This is a genomic window from Rossellomorea sp. ABR4_012 (genome assembly GCF_056159545.1).
Genome location: NZ_JBSWVK010000006.1, coordinates 40895 through 67709 on the forward strand (window position 1 = coordinate 40895; position 26815 = coordinate 67709).

Annotated in this window: 24 protein-coding genes; 19 read left to right on the forward strand and 5 right to left on the reverse strand. The window is 44.7% G+C overall.

The window, feature by feature from the left end:
• Positions 1-18 precede the first annotated feature (18 nt).
• The 5 genes from ACXAFV_RS20000 (at position 19) to ACXAFV_RS20020 (ending at position 6587) form a co-directional block, all read left to right on the forward strand.
• Complete coding sequence (locus tag ACXAFV_RS20000; protein ID WP_475129049.1) at positions 19-903, forward strand: ABC transporter ATP-binding protein; 885 nt, start codon at positions 19-21, stop codon at positions 901-903.
• Positions 904-909: 6 nt separating this feature from the next.
• On the forward strand, positions 910-1701 hold the full coding sequence (locus ACXAFV_RS20005; RefSeq protein WP_475129050.1) for an ABC transporter permease subunit: 792 nt from the start codon (positions 910-912) through the stop codon (positions 1699-1701).
• A 21-nt stretch (positions 1702-1722) separates the two neighbouring features.
• A complete protein-coding gene (locus ACXAFV_RS20010) occupies positions 1723-2511 on the forward strand; it encodes an ABC transporter permease subunit (protein ID WP_475129247.1) in 789 nt (262 codons plus the stop codon).
• A gap of 344 nt (positions 2512-2855) precedes the next feature.
• The gene (gene helD / locus ACXAFV_RS20015; RefSeq protein ID WP_475129052.1) at positions 2856-5189 is read left to right on the forward strand and encodes an RNA polymerase recycling motor HelD; all 2334 of its coding nucleotides are present in this window, start codon (positions 2856-2858) and stop codon (positions 5187-5189) included.
• 174 nt (positions 5190-5363) lie between these two features.
• Positions 5364-6587, forward strand: a complete 1224-nt coding sequence (locus ACXAFV_RS20020; protein ID WP_475129054.1) for a Bcr/CflA family efflux MFS transporter — start codon at positions 5364-5366, stop codon at positions 6585-6587.
• A 549-nt stretch (positions 6588-7136) separates the two neighbouring features.
• Here ACXAFV_RS20020 and ACXAFV_RS20025 read toward each other — a convergent pair.
• Together ACXAFV_RS20025 and ACXAFV_RS20030 are read right to left on the reverse strand one after the other, a co-directional pair.
• Positions 7137-8231: an MBL fold metallo-hydrolase gene (locus ACXAFV_RS20025; RefSeq protein ID WP_475129055.1), complete on the reverse strand. Its 1095-nt coding sequence runs from the start codon at positions 8229-8231 to the stop codon at positions 7137-7139.
• Between the two features lie 137 nt (positions 8232-8368).
• The gene (locus ACXAFV_RS20030; protein WP_475129057.1) at positions 8369-9079 is read right to left on the reverse strand and encodes a DUF3784 domain-containing protein; all 711 of its coding nucleotides are present in this window, start codon (positions 9077-9079) and stop codon (positions 8369-8371) included.
• A gap of 258 nt (positions 9080-9337) precedes the next feature.
• On the opposite strand from ACXAFV_RS20030, the gene ACXAFV_RS20035 reads away from it, so the two are divergent.
• The 3 genes from ACXAFV_RS20035 to ACXAFV_RS20045 all read left to right on the forward strand — a co-directional run bounded on the left by ACXAFV_RS20035 (position 9338) and on the right by ACXAFV_RS20045 (position 13626).
• Complete coding sequence (locus ACXAFV_RS20035; RefSeq protein WP_475129059.1) at positions 9338-9796, forward strand: GNAT family N-acetyltransferase; 459 nt, start codon at positions 9338-9340, stop codon at positions 9794-9796.
• Positions 9797-9937: 141 nt separating this feature from the next.
• Positions 9938-11242: a D-serine ammonia-lyase gene (locus tag ACXAFV_RS20040; RefSeq protein WP_475129061.1), complete on the forward strand. Its 1305-nt coding sequence runs from the start codon at positions 9938-9940 to the stop codon at positions 11240-11242.
• Positions 11243-11697: 455 nt separating this feature from the next.
• Positions 11698-13626, forward strand: a complete 1929-nt coding sequence (locus tag ACXAFV_RS20045; RefSeq protein ID WP_475129063.1) for an endonuclease MutS2 — start codon at positions 11698-11700, stop codon at positions 13624-13626.
• A 214-nt stretch (positions 13627-13840) separates the two neighbouring features.
• Here ACXAFV_RS20045 and ACXAFV_RS20050 read toward each other — a convergent pair whose 3' ends face one another.
• Entirely contained in the window at positions 13841-14173 is a 333-nt protein-coding gene (locus ACXAFV_RS20050) for a hypothetical protein (RefSeq protein WP_475129064.1), read from the reverse strand.
• Between the two features lie 183 nt (positions 14174-14356).
• On the opposite strand from ACXAFV_RS20050, the gene ACXAFV_RS20055 reads away from it, so the two are divergent.
• From ACXAFV_RS20055 to ACXAFV_RS20070, 4 genes are all read left to right on the forward strand, one after another.
• Positions 14357-14983 (forward strand): hypothetical protein, encoded by a 627-nt coding sequence (locus ACXAFV_RS20055; protein ID WP_475129066.1) that lies wholly within the window; start codon positions 14357-14359, stop codon positions 14981-14983.
• A gap of 125 nt (positions 14984-15108) precedes the next feature.
• Complete coding sequence (locus ACXAFV_RS20060; RefSeq protein ID WP_475129068.1) at positions 15109-15507, forward strand: group-specific protein; 399 nt, start codon at positions 15109-15111, stop codon at positions 15505-15507.
• Between the two features lie 169 nt (positions 15508-15676).
• Entirely contained in the window at positions 15677-16108 is a 432-nt protein-coding gene (locus ACXAFV_RS20065; RefSeq protein WP_475129070.1) for a DUF4181 domain-containing protein, read from the forward strand.
• Positions 16109-16273: 165 nt separating this feature from the next.
• Complete coding sequence (locus ACXAFV_RS20070; RefSeq protein WP_475129072.1) at positions 16274-16900, forward strand: hypothetical protein; 627 nt, start codon at positions 16274-16276, stop codon at positions 16898-16900.
• Between the two features lie 103 nt (positions 16901-17003).
• Here the strand turns inward: ACXAFV_RS20070 and ACXAFV_RS20075 are convergent, their stop codons facing one another.
• Positions 17004-17726 carry a 3-ketoacyl-ACP reductase gene (locus tag ACXAFV_RS20075; RefSeq protein ID WP_475129073.1) on the reverse strand — a complete coding sequence of 241 codons (723 nt, stop codon included), beginning with the start codon at positions 17724-17726 and terminating at the stop codon, positions 17004-17006.
• Between the two features lie 434 nt (positions 17727-18160).
• The gene (locus tag ACXAFV_RS20080) at positions 18161-18352 is read right to left on the reverse strand and encodes a hypothetical protein (RefSeq protein WP_475129074.1); all 192 of its coding nucleotides are present in this window, start codon (positions 18350-18352) and stop codon (positions 18161-18163) included.
• Positions 18353-18883: 531 nt separating this feature from the next.
• Between ACXAFV_RS20080 and ACXAFV_RS20085 the strand changes: the two genes are divergently transcribed.
• From ACXAFV_RS20085 to ACXAFV_RS20115, 7 genes are all read left to right on the forward strand, one after another.
• Positions 18884-20119: a hydantoinase/carbamoylase family amidase gene (locus tag ACXAFV_RS20085; protein WP_475129077.1), complete on the forward strand. Its 1236-nt coding sequence runs from the start codon at positions 18884-18886 to the stop codon at positions 20117-20119.
• Positions 20120-20135: 16 nt separating this feature from the next.
• Positions 20136-21746: an amidohydrolase gene (locus ACXAFV_RS20090; RefSeq protein WP_475129079.1), complete on the forward strand. Its 1611-nt coding sequence runs from the start codon at positions 20136-20138 to the stop codon at positions 21744-21746.
• Positions 21743-21964, forward strand: a complete 222-nt coding sequence (locus tag ACXAFV_RS20095; protein WP_475129080.1) for a DUF3311 domain-containing protein — start codon at positions 21743-21745, stop codon at positions 21962-21964. The genes ACXAFV_RS20090 and ACXAFV_RS20095 overlap by 4 nt, the downstream gene beginning before the upstream one ends.
• On the forward strand, positions 21964-23430 hold the full coding sequence (locus ACXAFV_RS20100) for a sodium:solute symporter family protein (RefSeq protein WP_475129082.1): 1467 nt from the start codon (positions 21964-21966) through the stop codon (positions 23428-23430). Before ACXAFV_RS20095 ends, ACXAFV_RS20100 begins: the two co-directional genes overlap by 1 nt.
• Positions 23431-23725: 295 nt before the next feature.
• A complete protein-coding gene (locus ACXAFV_RS20105; RefSeq protein WP_475129084.1) occupies positions 23726-24640 on the forward strand; it encodes a DoxX-like family protein in 915 nt (304 codons plus the stop codon).
• The gene (locus ACXAFV_RS20110; protein ID WP_475129085.1) at positions 24637-25248 is read left to right on the forward strand and encodes a DUF4166 domain-containing protein; all 612 of its coding nucleotides are present in this window, start codon (positions 24637-24639) and stop codon (positions 25246-25248) included. Before ACXAFV_RS20105 ends, ACXAFV_RS20110 begins: the two co-directional genes overlap by 4 nt.
• A complete protein-coding gene (locus ACXAFV_RS20115; protein WP_475129086.1) occupies positions 25223-26773 on the forward strand; it encodes a YndJ family protein in 1551 nt (516 codons plus the stop codon). Before ACXAFV_RS20110 ends, ACXAFV_RS20115 begins: the two co-directional genes overlap by 26 nt.
• The last annotated feature ends 42 nt before the right edge of the window (positions 26774-26815 follow it).

Below are 26815 nucleotides of genomic sequence, written 5' to 3' on the forward strand. Positions count from 1 at the left end.
AAGGGGAGGCGGCAGTACATGAATGTGATTGAAATCAATGGATTGACCAAAACATATGGTTCATCAAGGGGCATCACTGATATCAGCTTCAACGTGGAAGAAGGAGAAATCTTTGGATTCATTGGACCAAATGGAGCAGGTAAGTCAACGACGATCCGCACGCTTCTTTCTCTGATTCAACCCACAGGAGGAAGCGCGAAGATATTTGGGAAAGACTGCGTAGAGCATGCTCCTGAAATTGCAAAGGATGTGGGATACCTGCCATCGGAAGTGTTCTATTACGACAATATGAAGGTGATGGATCTACTAAAGTACTCTGCAAGTTTTTACAAGAAGGACTGCAGCGACAGAATCAAAGAGCTGGCAGAAAAGCTTGATTTAGATGTTACCAAGAAAATCGATGATCTCTCCCTCGGGAACAAAAAGAAGGTAGGGATCATCCAGGGACTGCTTCACGAACCGAAATTGATTATTCTGGATGAACCGACATCCGGGCTTGACCCGCTTATGCAGCAGACATTCTTTGATTTGTTGAAGGAAGAAAACCGAAAAGGAGCGACGATTTTATTTTCTTCTCACATCCTGAGTGAGGTCCAGCGGATGTGCGACCGGGTCGCGATCATTAAAGAAGGAGAAATTGTCCAGGTCGAGAAAATCAGTACACTCAAGGAAAACAATCATAAGAAATTCAAAATAGAAGTGAAGAATGATATCGAATCTGCTTATTTTGATATGCCGGGCGTGAATAATCTGGAATCTAGTGGTCATCACATCAGCTTCTTATTCAGGGGCGATATAAATGAAGTCATGAAGAAAATCGCTGAGATCGACATTGCCAATCTGTGGATAGAGGAACCTGATCTGGAAGAAATCTTTATGCATTATTACGAGAAGGAGGCCTGATCCTCCATGAACATGTATCTGTATGAATTGAAGGCGTACCGTAAAAATACACTCATGTGGACACTTGCCCTAATCGGACTTGCACTTTTGTTCATGTCGATGTTCCCGCCGATCGCAAAGGAGATCGACGAATTCAAAAAAGCGTTGGAAGGTTTCCCTGAAGGCGTTCGAAAAGCATTGGGGCTGCAGGTTGAGACCATTGGATCTGTCAATGGGTACTACTCATATACCTTTATGTATATTGCGTTATGCGGGGCCATCCAAGCGATGACGCTGGGCATTTCCATCAGCTCGAAGGAAATCCGTGAGAAGACGGCAGATTTTCTTTTCACAAAACCAGTGACGCGTTCAAAGGTTCTATTCTCCAAATTACTGGCGGCATTGACGAGTATTCTTTTTACCAACATCGTGTATGTGGCAGCTGCAGTCATCATCGCGAAAGCGGTGGCGAATGATGAATTCAGCTTGACTGCTTTTCTATTAATCTCTCTGAGCTTATTGATCATCAGTTTAATCATGTTCGCACTTGGTACGCTGCTGGCGGTTCTTTTTCCTAAAATCAAATCCGTTGTCAGTGTCTCACTTGGCGTGGTGTTTGGATTCTTCGTTCTTGGAATGGTCGCAGGGCTGGAAGAAGCAGGTCGTTATTTCTCTCCATTTAAGTATGTGGATTATGCGTATGTAATGAAAGAAGAGGTCTATGAATGGCCTTATTTGATAGTAGGGGCTGCCATCATCATCTCTTCCTTAATCATGAGCTTCATCGTGTATAAGAAAAAGGACATTCAAACGGTATAGAAGGAGGGATTGTTCGTGAATATGTATGTGAGAGAATTGAAGGCACATCGTAAATCATTGATCATCTGGTGCATCGGGATGGCGGCGCTGATCGGCGCAGGGATGAGCGAATATGGTGCTTTCACGTCTTCGGGTCAGTCAATGAATGAGTTAATGGAGAGTATGCCTAAAGCGATGCAATCCTTCATGGGGGGCGGCGGCCTGGATTTGTCAACCGCTGTCGGATACTACGGCCTTCTATTTCTGTACATTATCCTGATGGCAACCATTCATGCTGCGATGCTCGGGGCAACCATCTTGTCGAAAGAAGAACGGGATAAGACGGTTGAATTCTTATTTGTGAAGCCGGTGACACGGGGGAAGGTAGTATCCGTGAAGATGCTTGCGGCTTTAACCAATGCGGTGATTTTGAATCTTGTTACATGGGGTGTATCAATCGCAATCGTCGGCCACTATGCCGAAGATAGGAATGTCATGGGCGATATCGGAAGCCTTATGACTGGAATGGTTATCCTCCAAGTATTATTTATCGTAATTGGTACTGCAGTCGCTGCAGTGACCAAACGGCCTGGGAAAGCATCCGTCCTGGCAACCAGCATTCTACTTGCCACCTTCATTCTGTCCTTCGCGATCGACTTAAGCGAAAAGATAGAAGGGCTGAAATACTTTACTCCGTTTAAGTACTTCGATGCGAAGAACGTGTTGGATGGAGGACTGAATCCTTTGTTTGTAGGAATATCCTTTGGGCTGGTCCTCGTGCTTGGTGTGGTTACTTTTGGGTTTTACAGGAAGCGGGATTTGAAGGTATAAAAGGACTGAAGCTCGGTTTCCTTGTCCCGGGTGTTATAGAAAATTAAACTGAAAGGCCCGTCCCAACGTGCGTTAACGTATTGAAGGGATGGGCCATTTTATTTTGGTCGGGTTGGGGCGAGGTGCCTGACCTGAAACTTACGCTCGAAAAAAACTGCCTGACGAAGGAATCACCTTTCGCCAGGCAGTCGTAAATTAACTATTGATTTAGAGTTGAAATTGTAATAAAATAATACAGAAACACATAAAAATGGGAAAATAAAACATATTACCTCAATAATAATTATATATCATAATCAATCAATGTGTCAACCCTGAAATTATGACTGAAAAGGAGTGCTTAAATGAAACCTGAAATTCGCAGTGAGCAAATACGTGTGGATCGAGTCATTGAGACCATCAAAGAGCAAATAGTCAGTCTTGAAAATGAAACCGGACGACGCCAAGAAGAAGTCGTGGACATCCGCAAAAACTTCTGGGATGAGGTCAAGGTCAACACGGATACGTTCGATGATTTTCTTGAGACGGTGCTAAGTTTGAGGCAGCAGGCACAAGTCCTGACTGTAAGCCAGAGCACACACCGGCAGGCGGTGAAAAAGCTATCCTCACTTGGTCGGATGAAAGAAAAACCTTATTTCGGGCGCATTGATTTTCTTGAAGAAGGTGAATCTTCTGCAGAAAAAGTTCATATCGGTATAGGGTCCCTGACAGACCATTCAGGAGAACATTTTCTTGTGTATGACTGGCGTGCCCCGATCTCGAGTGTGTACTATGATTATCCACCGGGAGCTGCAACATTTGAAACTCCTGGTGGCACGGTGAATGGTGAACTAGAGAAAAAATGGCAATATATCATCAAAGACGGGACCCTGGAGTCCATGTTCGATACGAGCCTCACAATCGGAGACGAAATATTGCAGCAGGTTCTCGGAAAGAGGACCGACAACTATATGCACAGTATCGTCGCCACCATCCAGCAGAAGCAGAACCAGATCATCAGGCATGACTTCGGCCGGCTGCTCATCGTCCATGGTGCAGCAGGAAGCGGCAAGACTTCGGCGGCCCTTCAGAGAATTGCCTACCTGCTCTATAAATACCGCGGCAGTTTGAATGCGGATCAAATCATCCTGTTCTCTCCGAATGCGATGTTCAGCAGTTATGTGTCCAATGTGCTGCCTGAACTCGGTGAGGAAAATATGGAGCAGGTAACTTTCCAGGACTATTTGAACCACCGGCTTCGTGATGAATTCGATGTTGAGGATCCGTATCAACAGCTGGAATATGTATTGATCAACAAAGAAGACGACGCATACGATCCGCGCTCGATGGCCATTCGCTTTAAAGCATCGAACGCTTTCTTTGAATTAATTAAATCTTACAGGCGCTCCCTTGAATCGTCCGGTATGATTTTCAAGGGAATCAGATTCAGAGGTGAGTCGATCGTCACTGCTGAACAGATCTCCGAACACTTTTATTCGTATGAGCCAGAAATCAAATTCCACAACCTGATCGACAAACTGACGGATTGGCTGAAAGACCAGCTTAAAGCAGCTGAAAAACGCGAACGCACAAAGCCCTGGGTGGAAGAGAAGATCGAGCTGCTGAGTAAAGAGGAGTATCAGAAGGCGTTCAAGTATCTGAATAGAAGAAATGATACGGAAGAAAAGTCATTTGATAATTATGACGAGGAAAGAGACGTACTGACGAGAATGATTGTCAAGAAGAGGTTCAAGGGTCTGCGGAAAAAAATCGAAAACCTTCAGTTCATAGATATTAAAGGAATGTACAACAGACTCTTTGCCGATCCATCTGTCATCAATTCCCTGGTGGATGGAGACCTTCCAGAGGGTTGGGGTGAAATGAGCAGGTTGACGGTGGAAATGCTTTTAGAAGGAAAGTTGAATTACGAAGATGCGACCCCTTATCTGTTGTTGAAGGAACTGATTCTGGGGTTCAAGATGAATACATCTATTAAACATGTACTTATTGATGAAGCTCAGGACTATTCTCCGTTTCAATTCGAGTTCCTTAAGCGGCTGTTCCCTTCGGCGAAGATGACGGTGCTGGGAGATTTTAACCAGGCAATCTTTGCTCACGCGACGGAACACGTGGATTTCAATATGTTGATGAGTATCTACGGAGAGGATGAAACCGACACGATCTCATTGACGCAAAGTTACAGATCCACACGGCCGATCATTGAATTTACTCGGCGACTGATACCGGCAGGACATGAAATCACAGCTTTCGAACGCGATGGTGAAAAGCCTTCATTGACAAAAGTGGGGAGTCAGGAAGAACTTCATCACTGTATTAAAGTGAGGGTCCAAGAACTGCAAAATAATGGGTTCCATTCTATCGCAATCATATGCAAATCAGCTGCTGAAAGTGAAGCTGCTTATTCAGGGCTGAGTGATGTGAAAGATCTCAAGATCATGAGAGAGGGAGCACTCGAGTACGAGCAGGGTGTGGTCGTCATTCCGGCCTATTTAGCCAAAGGGATTGAGTTTGATGCAGTCATCATCCATGATGGATCATCGCGTCAATACGGTGAAGAGAGTCTGCGCCGCCTGTTTTACACCGCCTGTACAAGAGCGATGCACGAGCTTCATATATATAGCCTTGGTGAACCGACTCCTTTTATTGAAACCAATGGTGATACGATTCAAATAAATTAGCAGCTGTAGATCCCGACTCAAAGGCCCTTCCCTGCAGACTTTATCAAGATAAAGTTTTCGGGGGTGGGCCGACGTTTTTTTCCCGAGTCAAATACATTGTAAACACCTCATTCCTTTGCTAGAATCAACAAAGATTTAGTACAAGTATAGGAAGCTTAGAAAGGTGTTTATTCTATGAACCAACAACCAACCGGGAAAGAACGGATCGGGCTCGCGTTTCTACTGGGCATGCTCGGCATCCTCGGTCCACTGAATATCGATATGTATCTGCCGAGTTTTCCAGGCATTTCAGCTGACCTGAACGCCAGTGCTTCAATGGTGCAGCTCAGTCTGACTGCCTGTCTGATCGGTCTCGCCATCGGGCAGATTGTCATCGGCCCGATCAGTGATGCAAAGGGGAGAAGGAAGCCTCTATTAATCTCTATTTTTCTATTTGGGGTATCTTCGATTCTTTGTGCGCTTGCACCGAATATCCTGGTGCTGATCGCAGCACGTTTTATCCAGGGGTTCACTGCTTCAGCGGGAATCGTCCTTTCGCGTGCAGTGGTGCGTGATGTGTTCAGCGGGAGGGAGCTGACGAAATTCTTCGCCCTGTTAATGGTGATCAATGCTACTGCGCCGATGGTTGCCCCGATTACAGGTGGAGCTATCCTGCTGTTGCCGTTTGCCTCGTGGCATACGATTTTCTATTTTCTTGGTTTGATAGGTTTGGTGATTGTGTTGACGATTGCCATGAAGTTGAAGGAGACACTTCCACCTGAAAAAAGGATCCCGAGTTCAATTGGCGCTTCACTCAGAACGATGGGTAGTCTGATGACGGATCGTACGTTTGTCGGCTATGTGCTTACGATTGGACTCATTCATGGCGGAAGCTTTGCCTATGTTGCAGGCACTCCGTTCGTGTACCAGGGGATTTATGAAGTATCGCCTCTGGCGTTCAGTATCCTATTCGGCATTAACGGACTCGCAATCATTTCAGGCAGTTTCATGATCGGACGATTCAGCGATATCATCCCGGAAAGAAACCTGCTCCGGATCGCCGTGGTCACAGCTGTTAGCGCCACTTCTGTCCTGCTTATTGCAACCATCATCCAAGGGCCGCTTGCGACACTCGTCATCCCGATCTTCATTTATATGACATCAATGGGTATGATTCTGACAAGCACCTTTACACTGGCTATGGAAAAACAGGGCCACCGTGCGGGCAGCGCAAGCGCCATGCTGGGCATGCTGCCGCTTGTTGTTGGTTCACTCGTCGCACCGCTTGTCGGCATAGACGAAACAACTGCTGTACCGATGGGCACCGTCCTATTCTCAACTGCGCTGCTTGGAGCAGCTGCATTTTTTACGCTAACCAAGCAGGACGAGGGGACAGGTTCCGTGTCGAGAGAAAAGTAAGCGACTCTACTTTTTTATCAACTAGTGTTTTACAGGTGAATACTAATGGTTTTTATTGAAGAACAAAAGGATGGCTATCAATAAATTAATCTATTACTGATTATATTTAAGATAATGCTGTAAAAGATGGATATGCAAGGGAGGATCGCGCCAAGACGATGTATCTATATCTCGTGCTCACTGGTTTATGATCCATTTTCGAATTTTATGATCCATTTTTCGGAAATACGTTCCATTCTGTAGATTTATGATCTATTTTGAAAAAATACGGTCCATTTTCCAAATTTATGATCCTTTAATAATTATTCTAATTTATACTAAGCAAACTAGCTAGCACACTGAATAGAGCCTTCATCAGTAGCAAATATATATAAACGGAGAAAAACCCAGAACCATTCGGATCTGGGTTTTTTACTTTTTATACTCATTGATTCATTGCTCTCAGCAAGTATTGATATAGCAGGGAAAGCTGCGGTTTAATGTTTTTCCTTCAAGGTTGAACCCATCGAAATTTCGATATAGGGAGCTTTTTTCAAGCCGATGAGCTTGCTAAACACCATTATCCTCCCACCATTTATATGTAGAATAGGGACCTCCATGCACGAATAAAGTTTCTCCGATCATCGGTGTTAAAATCCGAACGCCCTCTTTCTCTCCGGCCTTCGTCACACGCTTTATCGGATCCGTCCATTCGTGAAAGGACAGAGTGAAGGCTCCCCAGTGTATGGGAAGCAAGAGATTGCCTTTTACATCTTTATGAGCTTGAACGGTTTCCTCGGGCAGCATGTGAATAGGTGCCCATCTCTCATCATATTGACCGCATTCCATCAAGGTAAGATCGAATGGGCCATAACGTTCCCCAATCTCTTTAAAATGAGGACCATACCCGCTGTCTCCACTGAAAAAGATACTTGAATCCTTGCCTTTTATGATCCAGGAACACCACAATGTACTGTTCCGGTCATGTAAGCTCCTTCCGGAAAAATGTCTTGCCGGTGCAGAAACCAGCGTGAGTCCTTTAAAGTCGGTCTCCTCCCACCAGTCACGCTCGATGATTTTGTCAGGGGCAATGCCCCAGCGTTCAAGGTGGCTTCCAACTCCGATTGGAACAAAGAATTGTTCAACCCGATCACGCAGTTTTTTAATCGTCCCGTAATCAAGATGGTCATAATGGTCGTGAGAGAAGACAACGGCATCGATTTTTGGAAGCTCTTCCAATGTGAATGGTAATTTTCTACTGTATCTCTTGCCTCCGAACCAAGGGAAAGGGGACGGGCCATCACCAAACATGGGATCAAGAAAGAGGTGTTTTCCGTCAATTTCAATCATGCAGGCAGAATGGCCAAACCATGTGATGTTCGTTTTATAATACGGATGGCTGAGTGCAGGGAATTTTGTAAACGAAAGTGCATCCTTAGGCTTTCTGTTTGCATTTTTCTTAAACATATCCCGAATCATCGTGAAGGAAGTCTTCAGATCTGTACTCATAGAAGTAGGGATCGTATTCTTAAATGATCCGTTAAAATACTGAGGTGAAGCCTGTACTTTGCTTTTTGATGGCTTCCGTCCAAAAGCAGGGTGGAATTTCAGAACCAAATAGACTGCCAGGATTATCACACATAGAATTAGTAGAACAGGTATCATGCCGGGAATCCCCTTTGATTAGTAGTCGAATCTATATTTAACTATCTCAAATAATGATTATTGTGTCCAAAATTAAGAGTCCTTAAGTGGTGATAGGACTTGGGAATCGGTTGATTAGAATAATTATAGAAACAAGGTTAACTTGTTAACTCCTCATACCATTCCAGTGTTTCTTCTGGCGAACCGCCATTAATGAACACATGTTGATCCCCGACTTTTATATAAATATAAGGAGACTCCTTTTTTATGAACAATAGGCTTCTTCCGTAATCTTTCACCTTAAAAACACCCTTTGCTTTCGTTGAAAGCCCAAATCCATTGATTTTCCATGTGACTTCCGGCATTTCATCCAGCAGTTCTATTTCTTCGATGTCTTCTTTTTCCCACATATCTCCGTACATGCCGGTAATCTCGAAGGAATCCCCGGAAACAATCAACTCATTCTTCTGATAGCCCGCTAAAGTGAGACCCGCTATTACACCAAATACAACGAGCATAAGGAGGGAACTGATCCAATAGCTTCGCTTTCTTTTGCCAGGGACTTCATATCGGGATAAATAAATCATTCCTCCCATCAGAAAAATCATCATGAAGCCAAATTGCACTTCCATCGTGTAAGTGAAGGAAGTGAAGACAAGCGGGAGCAGGATGAGCATTCCTGATGCGGTCAAGATCAGTAAAGAACCGGTCTTCTGAGGATACCCGTTCTTGATCAGTTCCTCCTTTTCTTCTTCAGGGCGGGTGACAAAGCCGGAAATCAACCCGTACATCTTTTTATATCGGATTGCCCAGCCAAGCAATGAAAATAACGCAATAACAAATAATTGTATGCCTATGAGGACGGCCATGCTAATACCTCCTGTGTAAACAATCGTTACTAATAAATACGTATGATGGATACTCATGGTTTCACTTTACTCATTTTCCTTGCATGAGTAAAGCAGCTAAGTGCTTGTTAGATTACGGACAAACCAGACGATCAGCTTTCATTATTGGTGATTCCTCATTCCCATTCGCAGAAGGTATATGTAGTGATCATGTAGAATTCTTTATGAGGCTGCTTTAGAATATTAATGCAATTGAATGTACGCAAAGGAGAGACAGCGGTGGAAATCAAACAAGACTGCCTAACCGGTAAAGAAGTATCCGACCTGATCATGGACCACCTTCGAAATATGGCGCTGCATTCTCCCCCTGAAAGCAGGCACGCCCTCAATCTGGATGGGCTGAAACAGCCTGATATCACTTTCTGGAGTGCATGGGAAGGGGAAGAACTGGTTGGCTGCGGGGCACTGAAAGAACTCGACCCTGGGCATGGGGAGATCAAGTCAATGAAAACATCTCCTTCACACTTAAGAAAAGGTGTGTCGAAGAGTATTCTTCTCTATATCATTGCTGTGGCAAAAGAACGGGGCTATAAGCGTTTGAGCCTTGAAACAGGATCGATGGCTGCATTCGTACCTGCAAGGAAACTGTATGAAAGCTTTGGATTCATCTACTGTGAACCATTTGCCGGATATAGAAAAGATCCAAACAGCATGTTCATGACAAAGGAAATATATTAGAAGAAGGCCCGTCCCTCGACGCGTTAACACGTTACTGCATCGAGGGACGGGCCTATGAGATCTTTAATGGGACCTGTTGCACAAACAAAATATGATATGTTTTACATAATAAAAGATATCACATAAAGGAGGCAACCAAGTATGGAAAAAATATATGGATTAGACACGGAGCTGCTTTCAGATTTAAAAGGGAAGAAGGAAACGTTTTGGGCGAACAGCCTGCTAAAACCATTCAGCCCAGTGGAATCGCAGGACATCATAGAAGCAGAACAGAGGCTATTACGATTTGCTCCATATCTGAAAGAAGTGTTCCCTGAAACCAGGAAGGCGAACGGGATCATTGAATCCCCCATCAAACACCTGCCATTTATGCAGAAGGCACTCCAAGACTATTACAAGTCAACCATACCAGGTAAGTTGATGCTAAAGTGCGACAATCAGCTGCCGATTGCAGGCTCCATCAAAGCACGAGGAGGCATTTATGAAGTGCTGAAACTGGCGGAAACGCTGGCATTGAAATACAAATTGATAGAAAAAACCGACGATTATTCTAAATTAGCAAACAGCACTTTTAAAGATTTTTTCTCACAATTTTCCATCGCTGTCGGTTCAACCGGCAACCTCGCATTGAGCATCGGCACAATGGGGGCCGCGCTTGGTTTTAAAGTGACAGTGCATATGTCTCAAGAAGCCAAGCAATGGAAGAAGGACCTTCTAAGAGAAAAGGGTGTCCAGGTCATCGAACATGAAAATGACTTTTCCTATGCGGTCGAGGAAGGACGGAAGCAATGTATGACGGACGAACAATGTTTTTTCATTGACGATGAAAATTCAAAGGATCTATTCATGGGATACGCTGTGGCTGCGCTGAGACTTCAAAAACAGTTCGCACACGAAGGCATCAAAGTCGACCAGAACCACCCCCTCATCGTTTATTTACCTTGCGGAGTCGGCGGCGGACCCGGCGGAGTGACGTACGGATTGAAACATGTATTCGGTGAACATGTTCATTGCTACTTTGCAGAACCGGTGAATTCCCCGTGTATGCTGCTGGGACTTGCCTCCGGAAAACACGAAGGCATATCAGTACAGGACATAGCCTTGAGCAACCTCACAGAAGCAGATGGATTAGCTGTCGGCCGGCCATCAGCCCTTGCAGGGAAAATGATTCAAGAACTCCTGAACGGCGTGTATACCGTCAGCGACGAAAACCTGTATAAAATGCTCGCTCTTTTACATGAATCAGAGTCCATCTCTCTAGAGCCATCTGCATTAGCGGGCATGCTCGGACCTGCAATGCCCCAAATACGGGCACATCTGGAATCTTTATCACTTACTGGAAATGAATTAAGCCGTGCAACCCACTTGGTATGGGCAACAGGAGGTAACCTGGTCCCTGAATCCATCATGAAAGACTACGTTACAAAAGGGAAGAAAGTTCTTTAATCAGCTAAAGGCCCGTCCCAAAGTGCATTAACGCGTTAACGCACTCTGGGACGGGCCTGATGTTGACATTTTCTGACCGTCATCATACAATGATGATGTGAATTTATCTTTGTATAAAAAGGGAGTATGTTATATGTTAGGTGTCGTTCTTAACTAACCGTGAAAAGAATACGGACATTTTGCCGGCATTCGTCTTTCGAAATTTAAGGCGGATGATACGCTTATTTAGCTGTGCCTGCAAAATGTAGTTAAGAACAATGGTCATAGCCTATACATCCCTTTATTCAGGAGAGCTGTGTCTTTTGTGCACAGCTCTTTTTGTGTACAAAAGGGCGTGTGAAGCGACACATGTATATCAATGCAGCCTTTAAAAGGGACCCTTGTATACAAGTCATTACGACCACAATGGACATTGTTCTGTTGTGGTCTATTTTTATTTATTGGAGGAGAAAACATTGAACGAAAAGACATTTCAAACACTGGAATTTCAACGGGTGAAGGAAGAACTGACGAATTTTGCCCTCACAGACGAAGGAAAAAAAGAATTATTGGACATGGTGCCATCGACGAACAAACGCCAGATTGAGATGCGTCTCGATGAGGTGACAGAAGCAGTTCAGATCCTTGAAAAAAGTGCCAGCGTACCGATTCACGGAATGGACGGTGTGGAAAAAATTGTTGCCAATTTAAACAAAGGTGTCCCATTAAGGCCTGATCAATTGACTAGTCTTTACTATTTTCTCGACGCTTGCAAAAAGCTGAAGAAGTATATGGACGACAAGCAATATTTAGCGCCAAGGGTGTCGGCATATGTATATTCCATCGAAGAAATCCCCGAAGTAGCAGATGAAATCAACCGCTGCATCAGGAACGGGCGGGTCGATGATTATGCAAGCAAAGAATTACTTCGCATCCGAAAGCAGCTAAGTATCCAAGAAGACAGGTTAAAGGACAAAATTCAATCCATCGTCAAATCAGCCAAGTACAAATCATTCTTGCAGGAGGCAATCGTCAGTCAGCGGAACGGACGATATGTTCTGCCAATCAAAAAGGAGTACAGAGGAAAAGTGAAAGGGGCAGTCCTGGATTCTTCCGCATCGGGTTCCACACTCTACATCGAACCAGAAGAATTGAGCGTCCAGCAGGATCAGCTTCTCATGTATAAACTGCAGGAGGACCAGGAAATTGAAAACATCCTATGGACTTTGACCGGCCTTGTACAGACCTATGAACCTCAGCTTAAGCTTGCCATCGAGACAATGGTTCATTACGATGTCCTTTTTGCAAAAGCCAAATACAGCCGCACGATTGAAGGAGTGAGCGCAGGGGTTAACGAAAGTCACCGCATCCATTTAAAGAATGCTGTCCATCCCTTATTAGGAAAAGGAGCTGTACCGCTGACAATCAAGATGGGAGACACATTTCATGCATTGGTCATCACCGGGCCGAATACAGGAGGGAAGACGGTCACCATCAAGACGGTCGGACTGCTCACACTTATGACTCAATGCGGTCTCCACATACCGGCAGATAAAGGAAGTGAAATCAGCATCTTTGAAAGGATTTTGCTGGATATCGGGGACGGGCAAAGCCTGGAGCAGAACTTGAGCACATTCAGCTCCCATGTAAAAAACATCATCGAGATCCTGAAGGATACAAACGACCGGACGCTGGTACTTCTGGATGAGCTCGGTTCAGGAACAGACCCGATGGAAGGTATGGGGCTTGCGACCGCAATCCTCGATCAGCTTTACGAAAAAGGGGCAACACTGCTCGCAACGACTCACTACAGTGAAATCAAGCATTTTGCAGAAGAGCATGAAGGATTCATTAACGGCAGTATGGAATTCAACATAGAAACCCTGCAGCCTACTTACAGGCTCATCGTTGGTAAAGGCGGGGAAAGCCAGGCGTTCTCAATTGCCTTGAAGCTCGGCATGCATCCTGCAATCATTGAAAAAGCACATAGAATCACTTATCGGGAATCAAAAACCTACAGCACAGATGAACAAGACTTTGATGCGAAAAAGGAAATGGAGAAGCAGGTCATCGTCAGCAAATATAAAAAAAGAGATCACAGCAAAAAGGAACAGGCCAAAACAGTGGTGGCTCAATTCTCAAAAGGGGATAATGTCAAAATTTCACCCGCAGGAGAATTAGGCATCGTATACGAAGGTCCGGATGATATGGGATGCTACACTGTCCAGGTGAAAAATGAGAAACGAGAGATCCCGTACAAACGTTTATCACTCTATATCTCAGCAGCCGAACTTTACCCGGAAGACTATGACTTGGACATCATCTTCGAAAGCAAAGAAAACAGGAAAAAAGATAAACTGATGGGGAGAAAATTTGTAGAAGGATTGACGATAGACAGGGAATAGGGACTCAAGTGAAAGAGGATATCTCCCTTTTAATGAAGTTTCCAAGACTTCATTAACGCTTTAACTTGTTGAGGACCGAAAGTGATAAGAACTTCCCGAAAAAGCAAACTCCTAGTGAAGAAAAGAGTTACGAAGGTCACCACTAGAAGAAGTGGTGAGTATTGAAAAAGAGATCTGCCGAGTAACGATGAACGTCTTACCCGGCAGATCTTATTTAATTTATCAACTCAAATAATACATATTTTTCATCTTGTGTTTTGGCGACCAGATAATGATCATGCCCCTTCACACTGTAGATAGTGGATCCCGCTGCCAGCGTGTTCGATGAAAAATTCTCAACCGGATGATAATTCTCGTCTATTTGCTCCTTGATCTTGCCAAGCTGTTCCCCAAGGGTTACCTTCTTCTTAGCGTCGACCCGTAGATATTCTTTGCCCCCGATCACCATCATCGGTCCATCGCCACATAATTCATAAGCCGTTTCTTTCCCATTATTACAACCACTTACTATCATCATACAAATCATCAATAATGCCCATCTCTTCATCATTATCCTCCTCAATCACTTGTATAATCAAAGATATTCATGCTTGTCTTCGTAAATGCAACTTTTTAAGAAAGCGGTGCTATTTTGAAGACCATATTGAAGGCCCGTCCCAGAGTGCGTTAACGCGTTAAAGCACTCTGGGACGGGCCTCTACTGAGTAACTCTCTCAGGGGAGGGGATACAATGAATACGGAATGGAATTTCTGGAATAATAACTATCAAAATTCTGGAGGTATGTGTATGTTTCGCAGATGTTTAGTGGTTATGTCTCTTTTAACGGGTGTATTGGCCGGGCAAGCCAGCACGGTGGAAGGTGCACACCAGCTGGATCTCAGTCAGGTTACATATATACAATCAGAAACAGAAAGAAATGCTAAATTAGAGACAGCATTGAAAGAATTATTCGATGTAGAGGACGGCGGCAGCTTACGATATTTTTACAACAGGGTTGACCTGAATAATGATCAAGTACCGGAAATATTCGTGTTTGTGACCGGCCCGCTCGTTTGCGGTACAGGAGGCTGCAGTGCCGTCATTTTTCAGGAGGAAGACAACAAGTATAAAATGGTATCCCGCTTTAGCTTGGTGAGGAATCCCATACTAATAAGTGATAAAGAAACAAATGGATGGAAAGATATTATCATGTATGTTTCAGGAGGAGGTATTAAGGGAGCGTATCGGGAACTAGTATTTGATGGAAAAACGTATCCATCCAATCCATCTATTCAGCCAGAAATAAAAGCCGGTAAAATAGAGGGGATTGGAATTATAAACGATGATCTCACACAAAACAAAGGAATCGAACTATAGAAGGACAGGGGAAAGTTCCGCTGTCCTTCTTTTTTTCTGACCAAAAAACATTGAGTAAATCACACTTTTTTGAAATAATTGGTATAAAATCATAGCTAATATATGAACTGGAAAGTGGTGACATAATGAATTTCTACATAGCATCAAGCTTTAAAAACATCGAAAATGTCCGTTATATCAGTGAACAGCTGAAAGCGGCGGGTCACAATCAAACTTATGACTGGACCAAACATGGTCGGGCTACTTCATTTGAAGAACTGAAAGAAATTGGGCAGAAGGAAAAAGAGGCTGTGATGCATTCAGATATAGTCATCGTGCTCATGCCAGCAGGAAAAGGAAGCCACATCGAATTGGGGATCGCACTTGGCCTCAATAAAAGAATCATCCTTCATTCACCCAATGGAGAAGTTAATGACTTCACTGTAACAAGTACTTTTTATCACTTAGCCGAGGTAGAGAAATTCCTGGGTGATTCAGAAGAGTTAGTGGATTTTATATTAGAAAAAAACCCCGCTCTCAATTGATCCTTGCGATACTGTTCAGGATTAGGATCTCAGGTTAGTCGAGGAAATTCGAAACCATTCATGATGTGGACGATATTAATAAAGGTCCCATTTACATATAACTACAGAGAGTTTCAGCAATAAAGAAGCGGTTGCAATATAGAATACGCATAGAATAGGGGAGTGTTTTATGTACGGTGCCGAGCCATATTCATGGTTGAAATTCGTTTTGGTCGTGACCATTTTGAGTATCGTGCTATTTTTATATAACAAAATGATAAGGAGGCTGCTAAAGGTTGAAAGGAAGAAGTTCTGGGCTGATTATCACGTAAATGAGACACATAAGAAAATTGACCGGATCATTAATGCTGTTTTTATACTCCTTCTTGTGGTCAGTATTTTCTCCAGTGTCGAAAACGATCCTAATGAGGGTATATGGGTATTGAAACCTTATGTCCTTCCGTTCGTCTTCATCATTGTATCGGAAATAGTCAGGGCAGTTATGGAAAAGAAATATGCGGAAAATAAAAACGATCATCTCTTCACGATCAGTCAATTGGTGTTTATATCTATATTGTTCATTGTGCTGATTGGGACGGATTTTGGTGGATTGTTTGGATAATAAATGCGGATAGGGTGAGCAAATGTATACTCATAAAGAAAGAGAGCAGTATTTTACAAGCACCATCAACCGATTAAAGTCTTCGGATTTAATTGAAGGTGTCGTTCAGATAGGCTCTGGGGTTGGGTTGCCGGATACAAGGATGAACTGTCGGATATCGATTTAATGGTATCCGCTGCAGCACTTGCCGATGTGGAAAAAGCCAAGTCATTCCTGCACCAGTATTTCAGTGAACTCGGGTCTGTCTACATAAAGGAATTGAAGCTGAGAGAGCATATTTACCTTATCATAGCCATCTTGGAGAATGGTCTCGAATTCAATGTATCGATCCTTTCCAAATATTTATTAAGTGTAAAATCGCCTTTATGGAAAGTCGTTATAGATAAAACAGGTGAGATTTCAGAAAAGATGGAGGCTGCACATAAGTATTTTGAACGTGAAAAGTATGGCTTCAGTCAAGATGTTGCTTTCGATTTTATTTATAGTATGAGAAAATTCCAAACAGAACTGAAACGTCAGAATCTTATCTACGCCTTAAAAATGCTTGAGGCCATGAGGGATCATACACTTCGACTCCAAGCCCTGCATGAGAACAAGAAACTCCATCAGTTCAAGGCGTATGAAACACTGGAGCCGGAATTCATAAGTAAGTACCTTCAAACCTATCCAAATCATATCAACGAGGAAACGTTATTGATATCCGCTGATAGATTGAAAGAGTTGTTTTTTGAAACGATAAACCGCAGTAAAACACATACACTTGATGAAAGAATCACTGGAATATTGAAGTAACTAGTTAAGGAATATCACTGTCATATATCTTGGTATGATAGCGAATAATCCCAATAAAAACGACTCGTCCAACATGGAACGAGTCGTTTTCTATGCTCTATATTTAGAACGGATTCGTCGCCCACTGCAGCGACTGCTTAATGAATATCCGTGGATGCAGCTTCAACTGAGCGACCATATGCTCCGCCAGATCTTCAGGCTGCATGTACTTCTCCTTGTCTGCTTCATCCAGTCTGTCCCCAAATGTCAGGTCCGTTGCGACAAGGCTCGGATTCAGTGTCATCACACGTATATTATGTCTTCGGACTTCCTGCATCAATGCTTCTGTCATACCTTGGACAGCAAACTTTGATCCGCTGTATGCTGTGCTGTTCGCAGTGCCCTTCAATCCGCTGCTTGATGAAATATTGATGATGTCCCCTCGGTTTTTCTCGATGAGCTGAGGCAGGACGGCACGCGTGACATGATACGTACCGAACACATTCACCTCAAACGTTCTCTTCCAATCTGCCGGATCAATTTCAAGGAACTTCCCGTATGTACCGATACCTGCGTTGTTGATCAGGATATCCGCTGGACCCAATGTATTTTCAAGTGAAGAAACGGCTTTTTCCACTTGATCCATATCCGCAATATCCGCTGCAGCTACACTGGCATTCACGCCAAGCGATCTCGCTTCCTCCGCAACTTGTTCCAATGCGCTTTCAGTCCGCGCAATCAATCCTACTTGAACTCCTTCCCGGGCAAGCTCCAATGCCGTCGACCTTCCGATTCCACGGCCGGCACCGGTGATATAAGCGATTTTTCCTTTAATGGATTGTGCCATTTTGAATTCTCCTTTCAGTTTAACTATCTACCGCAAGTGTACGGAGGATTGGAGGGAGAATCAAATATTTCTTTCTATACAAGCACCCCTTTTAACCAATATGTTCAGATTAAGAACCATCATCGAAGAACTGAAATATGAAATTATCTAAAAGCAGCAGACCTATGCAAGAGGCTATTTCGAACTGGAGAAAGAAGTCAAAAAGGCACGAATCTATATGGAACAAGACGGTGCATTCAATCAGAATCTACGGGGAAGTGGACTCGTATGATGAGAGGGAAAAGGTGCCGGAACCTATCGATCGAAACATGAAATGGACAGAAAGCTCTTATCAAAAAGACTGTCCTTCACAAGTCGTTTTAATAAAACGAATAATGGTACCTAGCCCCACATAGGTATTAAAGAATAAACAAGGAGGGGATTGTAATCTCAGATCATAAGAAAAGGGAAAATGTCATCAAGAATGCAAGCAGCCAGGCCAATGACCTCGTCCATAAAGCGGCCGACAGCACGAATGATATTGTCAAAACCGTTTCGGGAAAAGACGGTTTAGTAGGGAAAGCGGCGGATGCGGCATCCGACGTGATCAAAAATGTCTCCAGCACAGGGAATGATGTGGTCGGCAAAACGGTCGACACCTCTTCGAAAGTACTAAAGAACACTGCTAAAGCGGTGTTTAAACATAAGAAGAAACCTTAAGTGAAAAGCCTTTCCCTCCACTAGTTTTTTGGAGGGAAAGGCTTTTTAAGATGGTTCAAGAGAGTGGCAGAGCTCGATAATGCTAGAGGAATGATTGGAAGATGAATGGTTGAAATTAAACAACCCCTTCTTGAGACCATTGCTTCATTTTCAAAGCCAGAGAAGGACAATTTCCATCAAGTATAGAACCACTACTACAAGGGGGCATCATAAAATGTAAGAAACAAGGAGGTGCAGTAGACGAAACGTTAAATGGATTATCCTGTTTATTTTCCGAATATTCCCTCATTTTAACGTTTTGTAAGGGTTCTTCACACTTTCATAGACAGAGTGTCTAATGAATAGTAAGCTTTGTCGACATAAAATGAATTATACATCGTAAAACAAACCAAACAGCGGGAAGGTCTATACTTGATAAACAGCAGACATCCCTGCACAACTCTAGGGGGGCTCATTTAATGTCCATTAATGGTGAACGTTTAAAGACACATCTTGAAGAGCTGGCAGAAATAGGGAAAATCGGCGATACAGGCGTTTGCCGATTGGCCCATTCAAAGGAAGACCGCCAGGCAGTGGAAGTCGTTGAAGGCTGGATGAAAGAAGCCGGCCTGAGCACAAAGATAGACGGCTTCGGAAACTTGATCGGAAGAATTGAAGGATCGAAACCAGACAAGCCCATCCTAATACTCGGGTCACATATTGATTCACAGCCTTATGGAGGGAGATTCGACGGCACAGCGGGGGCACTCGGAGCGATTGAAGTCGTCCACAGTATGAAGGAGAATGGCATAACTCCTCAGCGGACCATTGAAGTGATCTGCTTTTCCGATGAAGAGGGCAGCCGGTTCAACAAAGGGATCTTCGGTGTCCGCGGTTTGGCTGGAATGCTTGAAGAAGGAGAACTAGAACGCAAGGATAAACAAGGAGTCACGAGAAGGGAAGCACTGAAGGAATTCGGCGTAGAACCAGATCTTTCTCAAAGTCCGGTCTATCAAAAAGGCGATCTTGCCGCATTCCTGGAGTTACATATCGAACAAGGACCTGTCCTTGAGCAGAAAAATAAGCCGGTCGGTATCGTATCCGGGATCTCGGGCCCGATCTGGCTGACGGTCAAACTTGAAGGGTTTGCCGGACACGCGGGATCCGTTCCAATGCCGATGAGGCAGGACGCCCTTGTAGGCGCATCTGAAATCATCCGGAGATTCGATGACCTCGTAAAAAAGGAAGGCACGGAAACGACAGTGGGAACGGTCGGAAGTATGCAGGTCTTCCCGAACTCGAGGAACATCATTGCCGAGAAAGTGGAATTCACGGTCGACCTTCGTGATATCGACTTGACAGCGCGTACCAAACTCGAAGAAAAGCTCTATGAAATCATTGAAGAGACCGCAGCAGGTCACAACCTGAAATATGAGATCAAGGAAGATACCCGCAGTGAACCGAGGTATTGCGCCGATTGGATAAAGGACATCATGAAAGAAGAAGATGGGAAGCTTGGATTCGATTCCCCAACTTTGATGAGCGGACCATTTCACGATGCCCTGATCATGTCCTATATCAGTGACTACGGGATGATCTTCGTCCGCTGCGAAAAAGGGATCAGCCACAATCCACTAGAATTCGCAGAGATGGAAGATATCGAAAAAGGTGTGCAGCTGCTGTACGCAACAGCCGTTCGCATCAGCCAATCATAAAACAGGAGGTGTTGATGTGAGCACCACAATGCTCTTTGTAAATGGAGAAGTGGTCACTGTGGATTCTGAATTTTCTGTAAGTGAAGCGGTGGCCCTTCAAGGTAATAAAATTCTCACAGTGGGGACGAATGAAGAAATCCTGGCATTTGCTAATGAACAAACAAAGATTGTGAATCTGGAGGGCAGAAGCATCCTGCCCGGCTTCATCGATGCACATGCACACCTCGAACTCTATGGTACAAACAGGCTCGGAGTGAATGGTAAAGAAGCATCCAGCATTAATGAACTTCTTGAAAAACTGAAAGAAAAAGCGAAAACGACTCCTGAGGGAGAATGGATCAGAGGATGGGGATACAATCAGAATCATTACGAAGAAAACAGGCATTTAACAAGATGGGACCTCGATCAGGTATCAACCGAGCATCCGATCATCGTCGTCCGGACCTGCGGACATATTTCCTGTGTGAACAGCAAAGCCCTGGAGCTCGCAGGGATTGGCTCAAGTTCTGCAGACCCTGCCGGCGGTAAATATGTCAGGGAGGATGGATACCCGACAGGTCTTTTGATGGAAGCCGCTCATATGGACATGTTCCTCTTTGCCAACTATACAGAAGATGAGGTGCAGCAAGGGATTTCCCTCGCATCAGAAGATTATTTAAAAAAAGGGATCACTAGTGTGCACGACGCAGGCGGTTATGGACCCGAACACATCCGCTTCCTTCATAAAGCTGTTGCATCAAAGCTTATAAAACAAAGGATATATGCTCTATACGGATCGCTGCATGATTCACCGGGAATGCTCAAAAAAGGTGTTGCAAGCGGCATTGGTACAGGATTAGGCGATGAATGGATGAAAATCGGCCCTGCCAAGGTCTTCATAGATGGAAGCAGCAGCGGTCCCACCGCTAAGACGAGGGAACCTTATACAAGCAATCAGGATGATTCTGGAATCCTATACCTGAATCAAGAAGAATTGAATGAATACCTTGGAAGCGCGCATCAATCAGGCTGGCAGATCACGGCGCATGCCATCGGGGACGAAGCGGTTGAAATGATGATCGAAGCTGTCCGGAATGCATTGCAACATGATCCAAGGGAAAATCACCGCCACCGGATCGAACATGCAGGGATGACTCCAGAAGATCTTCTCAGGCAGATGAAAGAGCTGAATATCATCCCCATTCCCAATCCCGCGTTCATTCATGAATTCGGAGACGGCTACATAAGGGACTATGGAGAACGGGTGAACGTCATGTTCCCATTAAGGAGATTTTCAGAAATGAACATCCCTTTTGCCATCGGCTCCGATAGCCCGATCACTTCGGTGGATCCCCTTCATGGCATCTACACGGCAGTCACCCGAAAGAGTATATCCGGTAATGTGGTAGGGGCGGGCCAGCGAATCACCGTCCAGGAAGCAATCAAGGCCTATACCTGGAACGGGGCTTACGCTAGTTTCGAAGAACACTTAAAAGGCAGCATCGAACCAGGAAAGCTTGCGGACCTTATTGTATTGAGTGGTTCGATTTTAACATGTGATCCTGAAAGATTGAGAGAGTTGAAAGTAGAGTTAACCATCTTAGATGGGAAAATCGAATACGCAGCGAAAAAGGAGGGCGTCATATGAGCAAAAGCACATTTACTAAACTATATTGCATTTCTCTGGGTATACCGTTTCTGCTACTCATCTTCCCTTTGTTTTCCTTAGGGAATAGAGCCACACCTATCGTAATGGGGATGCCATTCTCAGTGTTCTGGGTGATTCTGTGGATCATCATCACGTTTTTAATAGTACTTGGACTCTATCGAATTGATCCCGATAAAGATGAAGAGGAGGTAAACTGATGGCAGATTGGCAGATTGCAATGATCATGATGATCGGCTACCTGGTGATCGCACTCATCGTGGGTGTGATGGCGGGCAGGGGTCATGACAAGAATTCGCTGGATGAGTTTACGGTAGCAGGTGGAGGACTTGGCCTTATTGTCATGTGGTTCCTGATGGGAGGGGCCGTGTTCAGTGCCTTTTCATTCCTTGGAGCTCCCGGTTGGGCGTATTCCAAAGGCGCCCCGGCACTTTATATATTAACTTATACTGCATTTGCCATTCTCCCATGGTATATCATCGGTCCTAAGATCGGGAAAATCGGCCGCAAGTTCAATATTTACACGGTAGCAGGATTTATGAAAAAACGTTACGGCGGCAAGACGCTGCCGATCCTGATCGGGGTCATCGCGCTGCTCGCCTCCATTCAATATCTTGCCACACAAATGAAAGGGATGGCGTACATATTCAATATCATGACGGAAGGAAGGATCCCGCTATGGCTTGGTGCCCTGCTGGCGTATGGGATTGTCGTCGTGTATGTCGCAACAGGGGGACTCCGGGCAGCGGCTTGGTCGGACGTCTTCCAGGGGCTTTTGATGATCATCATTTCCTGGGTCGTAGGGCTGGCAATCGTCAACCAGCTGCATGATAGTGTCGGAGAGATGTTCACGAATCTCGTAAAGGAGACCCCTCAATTCCTGGAAATCGGAAATGAAGGATCTGCCATGTCCGGGACGGGCTATACAACAACGATCCTTGTGTCTCTTATCGGATTCTTGATGTGGCCGCATCTGTTCTCCAAATCATACGCCTCCAATGCTCGTACGATCAAGAAGACTGTATTGGTGTACCCGGTGTTTGCTCTCTTCCTAATCCCATTGTTGTTTGTAGGTTTTTCTGCAGTCAACGTGGTGAACCCGGCGGATATCGGTGCACCGGATGAAATTCTTCCCTATCTGATCACCACCGTCCTTAGTCTTCCAGGCTGGGTGTACGGACTCGTAGGTGCAGGTGCATTGGCAGCTGCCATGTCGACAGCCGATGCTATCACGCACAGTGCGTCATTGGAGTTTACTGACGGAGTCATCAAGAACATAAAGCCGGATCTTCCCGATAAAACGACATTGTTCCTCATGAGAGCAGGTGTATTCGTAGTCGGCGGACTAGCATATGTCATCACTGTATTCGGGGGACAGGGACTCATCGCCCTTCTTCTCGGGGCCTATGGATCCATCGTCCAATTCGCTCCTGGTGTTTACGGCGCCCTTTATTCAAAAAAAGTGACAGGGCCGGCCGTCATCACTGGCCTTGTCGTCGGTACTTTCGTCAACTACTATTTCCAGCTCGTTGCAGAAACCACGCCATTTGATATCCATGCCGGCATCCTGGGACTGATCTGCAACATCATCATCGTTGTCGCTGTCAGCGCATTCACCCAGCAGAACAGCGAGAAGATGGCGGAGGAGTATCGGAATATCGGGTAGGTGAAACCATGGGGACAGGTCCCGTGGCTCAATCAAAATAAAGCAGGGGAGCTTTTCCCTTAAGACAAAAATAGCAGGCTGATTCGTAAATGAATAAGACCTGCTATTTTGTTTGTGTATTTTTAGTTCATCTATTGGAAAAAGAATTGTTGATTTGTCACCTGTTTAAATCATGGAATTACAAACCTGAAGGGGGCTTATTTTATATCAAATCATTAGCACCCCTCGTCTTATTATCCAAGCACCCCCTAATAAACTGTGAATTATGGTATGTTAATAACAGAGGTGACACTTCATGAAAAACAAACCAATCTATGTAGAAATCCCCATCGAGGCACCTGTAGAAAAAGTGTGGGAGATGTCTCAGGATCCCGGGCTCCATGAGCAGTGGGATTTGCGATTTACATCGATCACATATCTCCCCAAAAAATCATCAGATCATCCGCAATCGTTTCTATATGAGACGAAACTCGGAGTTTTTAAGGTAGCGGGCTGGGGTGAAAGTATCGGTACACATCATAAAGAAGATGGATCAATGACTTCGTCTCTTCATTTTGGGACAGACCAGAAAATCTCACCTATCCGTGAAGGAAGAGGGTATTGGCGGTACATACCTGCAAGGAACGGTACCACCTTTCTGACTCAATATGGATATGACGTCCGTTTTGGTGTATTTGGCAGACTAATAGACTTGTTATTTCGCCCTCTTATGGGGTGGGCGACAGCTCTTAGCTTTGACGTGCTGAAACAGTGGATCGAAAAAGGCGAGCCTCCGCGAACGCAGTATATGCGTTTCTTTAGCAGCGCGATGTTGACTATGCTGTTTTTCTTTGTTTGGCTATATCAGGGATTCGTCCCCAAGATCATTGCCAGACATAGTGAGGAAGTATCAATGCTTTCAGCTCTGACTCCACTGGAGGGAACGGCTGCTGTCCGTGGTGTGGAAATCATAGGTGTGCTCGAGATCTTGTTCGGGTTCGTCTGGCTTTTATACCGTAAAAAAAGGCATTTACATGGGATTCAGATGGTCGTGTTTCCTGTTTTGACGATCAGTGCTATATTCGCGGATCCTTCGATTTCATATCATCCATTCAATCCTGTTACCTTTAATGCAAGCCTATGGGTTCTTTCCATCATCGGGTTTTTCCTAGCAAAAGATTTGCCCACGGCAGCTAGATGCAAACGTACGAGAGAGGGTGGTGGATCGTGACCATTTATAAAGAGCTCTTAGGAGAAGACTTCAAGAAACTTCACCCGAAACTTCAAGAGCGGTATGCTCTGGCCCTTGGTCAACCGTTTCACGGGACAGGGATAATGTCGACAATAGAAACGGGATCAGCATGGCTAAAACCCTTTTTGACATTCGCTGTCCGCCGGAAATTCCTTTTTCCTGAAAGCGGGAAGGATGTACCGTTCACGATTAAAAATAGCAGCAGGGTCCTGCCAAATGGAGAGACAGAGATTTATTGGGAGCGGTCCTTCTATTTTAAAGAAGTGACCCGTCATTTTAATGCTTTCATGACAATCAATGTGAAGCGTGGAGTGGTGAAGGATTACCTCGGCGAGCCCAGCATATTTTATTCAGATTTGAATCTTGAGGTAACTCCCGATGGCCGCATGTGCATCCGCTCCGGTTCTCAACGGAGCATGATCGGGAATCTGGAAATTCCACTACCGCCAATATTAAGAGGTGTTGTCACGGTTGAGGAAGGATATGATGATGCCCGGGGAGCCTTTACAATTAAAGTAGATATACAAAATAAAATTGCAGGAAGGGTGATGACTTACGAAGGTGAATTTAAAGCCCAGCCTGTTTAACCCGATCTCCCTGGCAGGTCTTATTCTTTTCATAGCAAGCATTGGGGTTGCGGATGAACCTTATTTGTTGATGCTGTCAGCGGCACAGTTGATTTTCATTCCGGTCATGCTTCAGCAGATCATTGAAATCAACCGAGTACATATTCTGATCATTTGGATTGCCATGCTCTCCGTGTTCCTGCTGCAAGTCGTGTCATCGAGCAGGGCAGAAATGATTCTTTCGTTTCTATATGTAGGCTTCACCTTCCTTGTCGCCGTTTATGGGCTGAAGCGGTTTGTAAAGAGAGGGTTTACCAATAGGGCAGAGATTTCAATCGATATCGGAATGATGTATCTGTTTGTAGGAGGATTATGGTTCTTTGCTTATGTGACTGGAATGGATACCGGCTTTAGCCCATTGATCACATGGCTAACAGCCATTCATTTTCATTACTCTGCCTTTTTACTGCCGATATCTCTCGGTTTTTTTGGAAGGCTGCATAATTCGAGCCGATATCGGTGGATCGTACCGATGATTTTAGCAGGTCCGATGCTTGTGGCGATCGGCATTACCTTTTGGCCGCTTCTTGAAGTTCTATCCGTGCTGATGTACATATTAGCGATTTACAGTTTGATCGACCTTTCTTTTCGAACACGTTTCCCATCCCGTCAGCAGGCGGTCCTGATCAGGATTTCCTATTGTGCGCTTGGAGTGACCATTCTATTTTCCCTGCTTTATGCTCTGAATCGTGCGTTTGGACATTGGTATGTCAGTATTGATTTTATGCTCATGTTCCATGGTCTCGTGAACTGTGTTTTTTTTGGAATAGCAAGCGTGATCGGCTGGGCGTCGGCACCTCCCCCATCGAAACAGGATGTGTGGAATTTTCCGGTGAGCCGGATACGAGGTACTCTAAAAGGGACTGGTGACAAGCATCCCGGTCTCGTCGATGACCTCAGTGACTTCGTTGATGTGGAATCTTTACCTGAATCCATCGTCCATTTCTATGAGCACACAGAGGAATACCAGCTGGCTGCTTCTGTAAAATGGGTGGCCTGGTTCAAGCCCCTTGCATGGTGCTATAAGCTAATAAGTGCAAGAATGCAGCAATTGAATCTTCCGATCTCAAGCAAAATGACTGAAATGACGGGGAAAATCCTGCAGGTTGATCCCGCCGTAGACGGCAGGAAACATCCAAGAGCATGGGTCCGCCAGGTGAACCATTCCACGGTATTTTGTGCCATCTATTCTCAGCACGAAACAAACGGAAGGACCTATATGAACATCGCACTTCCACTTCCTCATTCATCCATGGTGGGAATCCTTCAAATCGACGAACTGAATGGCTCTCTTATCCTGACGAGCGAAGGGGAAGGAGATCCCGGGATTTATCTGGCTGTCGGCAAAAGCCTGTTAAAGCTTCCGTTATCCGAGACCTTCTTGATCGAGGAAACCAGTGCAGGTTCACTTACTGCCCAGCACAATATGAAGATATTCGGTATACATTTCCTGAAGATTCATTATATGATTCGTCATGGATTGTAAGGTTACTGGCCAGACTCACTTTTTAATAATGGCAAATCCTGT

What these genes read in the sequence shown, in the direction of transcription:
- ACXAFV_RS20005 (WP_475129050.1), top strand. Translation starts at nt 910, where the DNA reads ATGAACATGTATCTGTATGAATTGAAGGCGTACCGTAAAAATACACTC.
- ACXAFV_RS20030 (WP_475129057.1), bottom strand. Translation starts at nt 9,079, where the DNA reads ATGGCCGTCCTCATAGGCATACAATTATTTGTTATTGCGTTATTTTCA.
- ACXAFV_RS20075 (WP_475129073.1), bottom strand. Translation starts at nt 17,726, where the DNA reads ATGGCACAATCCATTAAAGGAAAAATCGCTTATATCACCGGTGCCGGC.
- ACXAFV_RS20050 (WP_475129064.1), bottom strand. Translation starts at nt 14,173, where the DNA reads ATGAAGAGATGGGCATTATTGATGATTTGTATGATGATAGTAAGTGGT.
- ACXAFV_RS20055 (WP_475129066.1), top strand. Translation starts at nt 14,357, where the DNA reads ATGAATACGGAATGGAATTTCTGGAATAATAACTATCAAAATTCTGGA.
- ACXAFV_RS20025 (WP_475129055.1), bottom strand. Translation starts at nt 8,231, where the DNA reads ATGATACCTGTTCTACTAATTCTATGTGTGATAATCCTGGCAGTCTAT.
- ACXAFV_RS20010 (WP_475129247.1), top strand. Translation starts at nt 1,723, where the DNA reads ATGTATGTGAGAGAATTGAAGGCACATCGTAAATCATTGATCATCTGG.
- ACXAFV_RS20100 (WP_475129082.1), top strand. Translation starts at nt 21,964, where the DNA reads ATGGCAGATTGGCAGATTGCAATGATCATGATGATCGGCTACCTGGTG.
- ACXAFV_RS20060 (WP_475129068.1), top strand. Translation starts at nt 15,109, where the DNA reads ATGAATTTCTACATAGCATCAAGCTTTAAAAACATCGAAAATGTCCGT.
- ACXAFV_RS20095 (WP_475129080.1), top strand. Translation starts at nt 21,743, where the DNA reads ATGAGCAAAAGCACATTTACTAAACTATATTGCATTTCTCTGGGTATA.
- ACXAFV_RS20000 (WP_475129049.1), top strand. Translation starts at nt 19, where the DNA reads ATGAATGTGATTGAAATCAATGGATTGACCAAAACATATGGTTCATCA.
- ACXAFV_RS20020 (WP_475129054.1), top strand. Translation starts at nt 5,364, where the DNA reads ATGAACCAACAACCAACCGGGAAAGAACGGATCGGGCTCGCGTTTCTA.
- ACXAFV_RS20065 (WP_475129070.1), top strand. Translation starts at nt 15,677, where the DNA reads ATGTACGGTGCCGAGCCATATTCATGGTTGAAATTCGTTTTGGTCGTG.
- ACXAFV_RS20070 (WP_475129072.1), top strand. Translation starts at nt 16,274, where the DNA reads ATGGTATCCGCTGCAGCACTTGCCGATGTGGAAAAAGCCAAGTCATTC.
- ACXAFV_RS20040 (WP_475129061.1), top strand. Translation starts at nt 9,938, where the DNA reads ATGGAAAAAATATATGGATTAGACACGGAGCTGCTTTCAGATTTAAAA.
- ACXAFV_RS20085 (WP_475129077.1), top strand. Translation starts at nt 18,884, where the DNA reads ATGTCCATTAATGGTGAACGTTTAAAGACACATCTTGAAGAGCTGGCA.
- helD (WP_475129052.1), top strand. Translation starts at nt 2,856, where the DNA reads ATGAAACCTGAAATTCGCAGTGAGCAAATACGTGTGGATCGAGTCATT.
- ACXAFV_RS20105 (WP_475129084.1), top strand. Translation starts at nt 23,726, where the DNA reads ATGAAAAACAAACCAATCTATGTAGAAATCCCCATCGAGGCACCTGTA.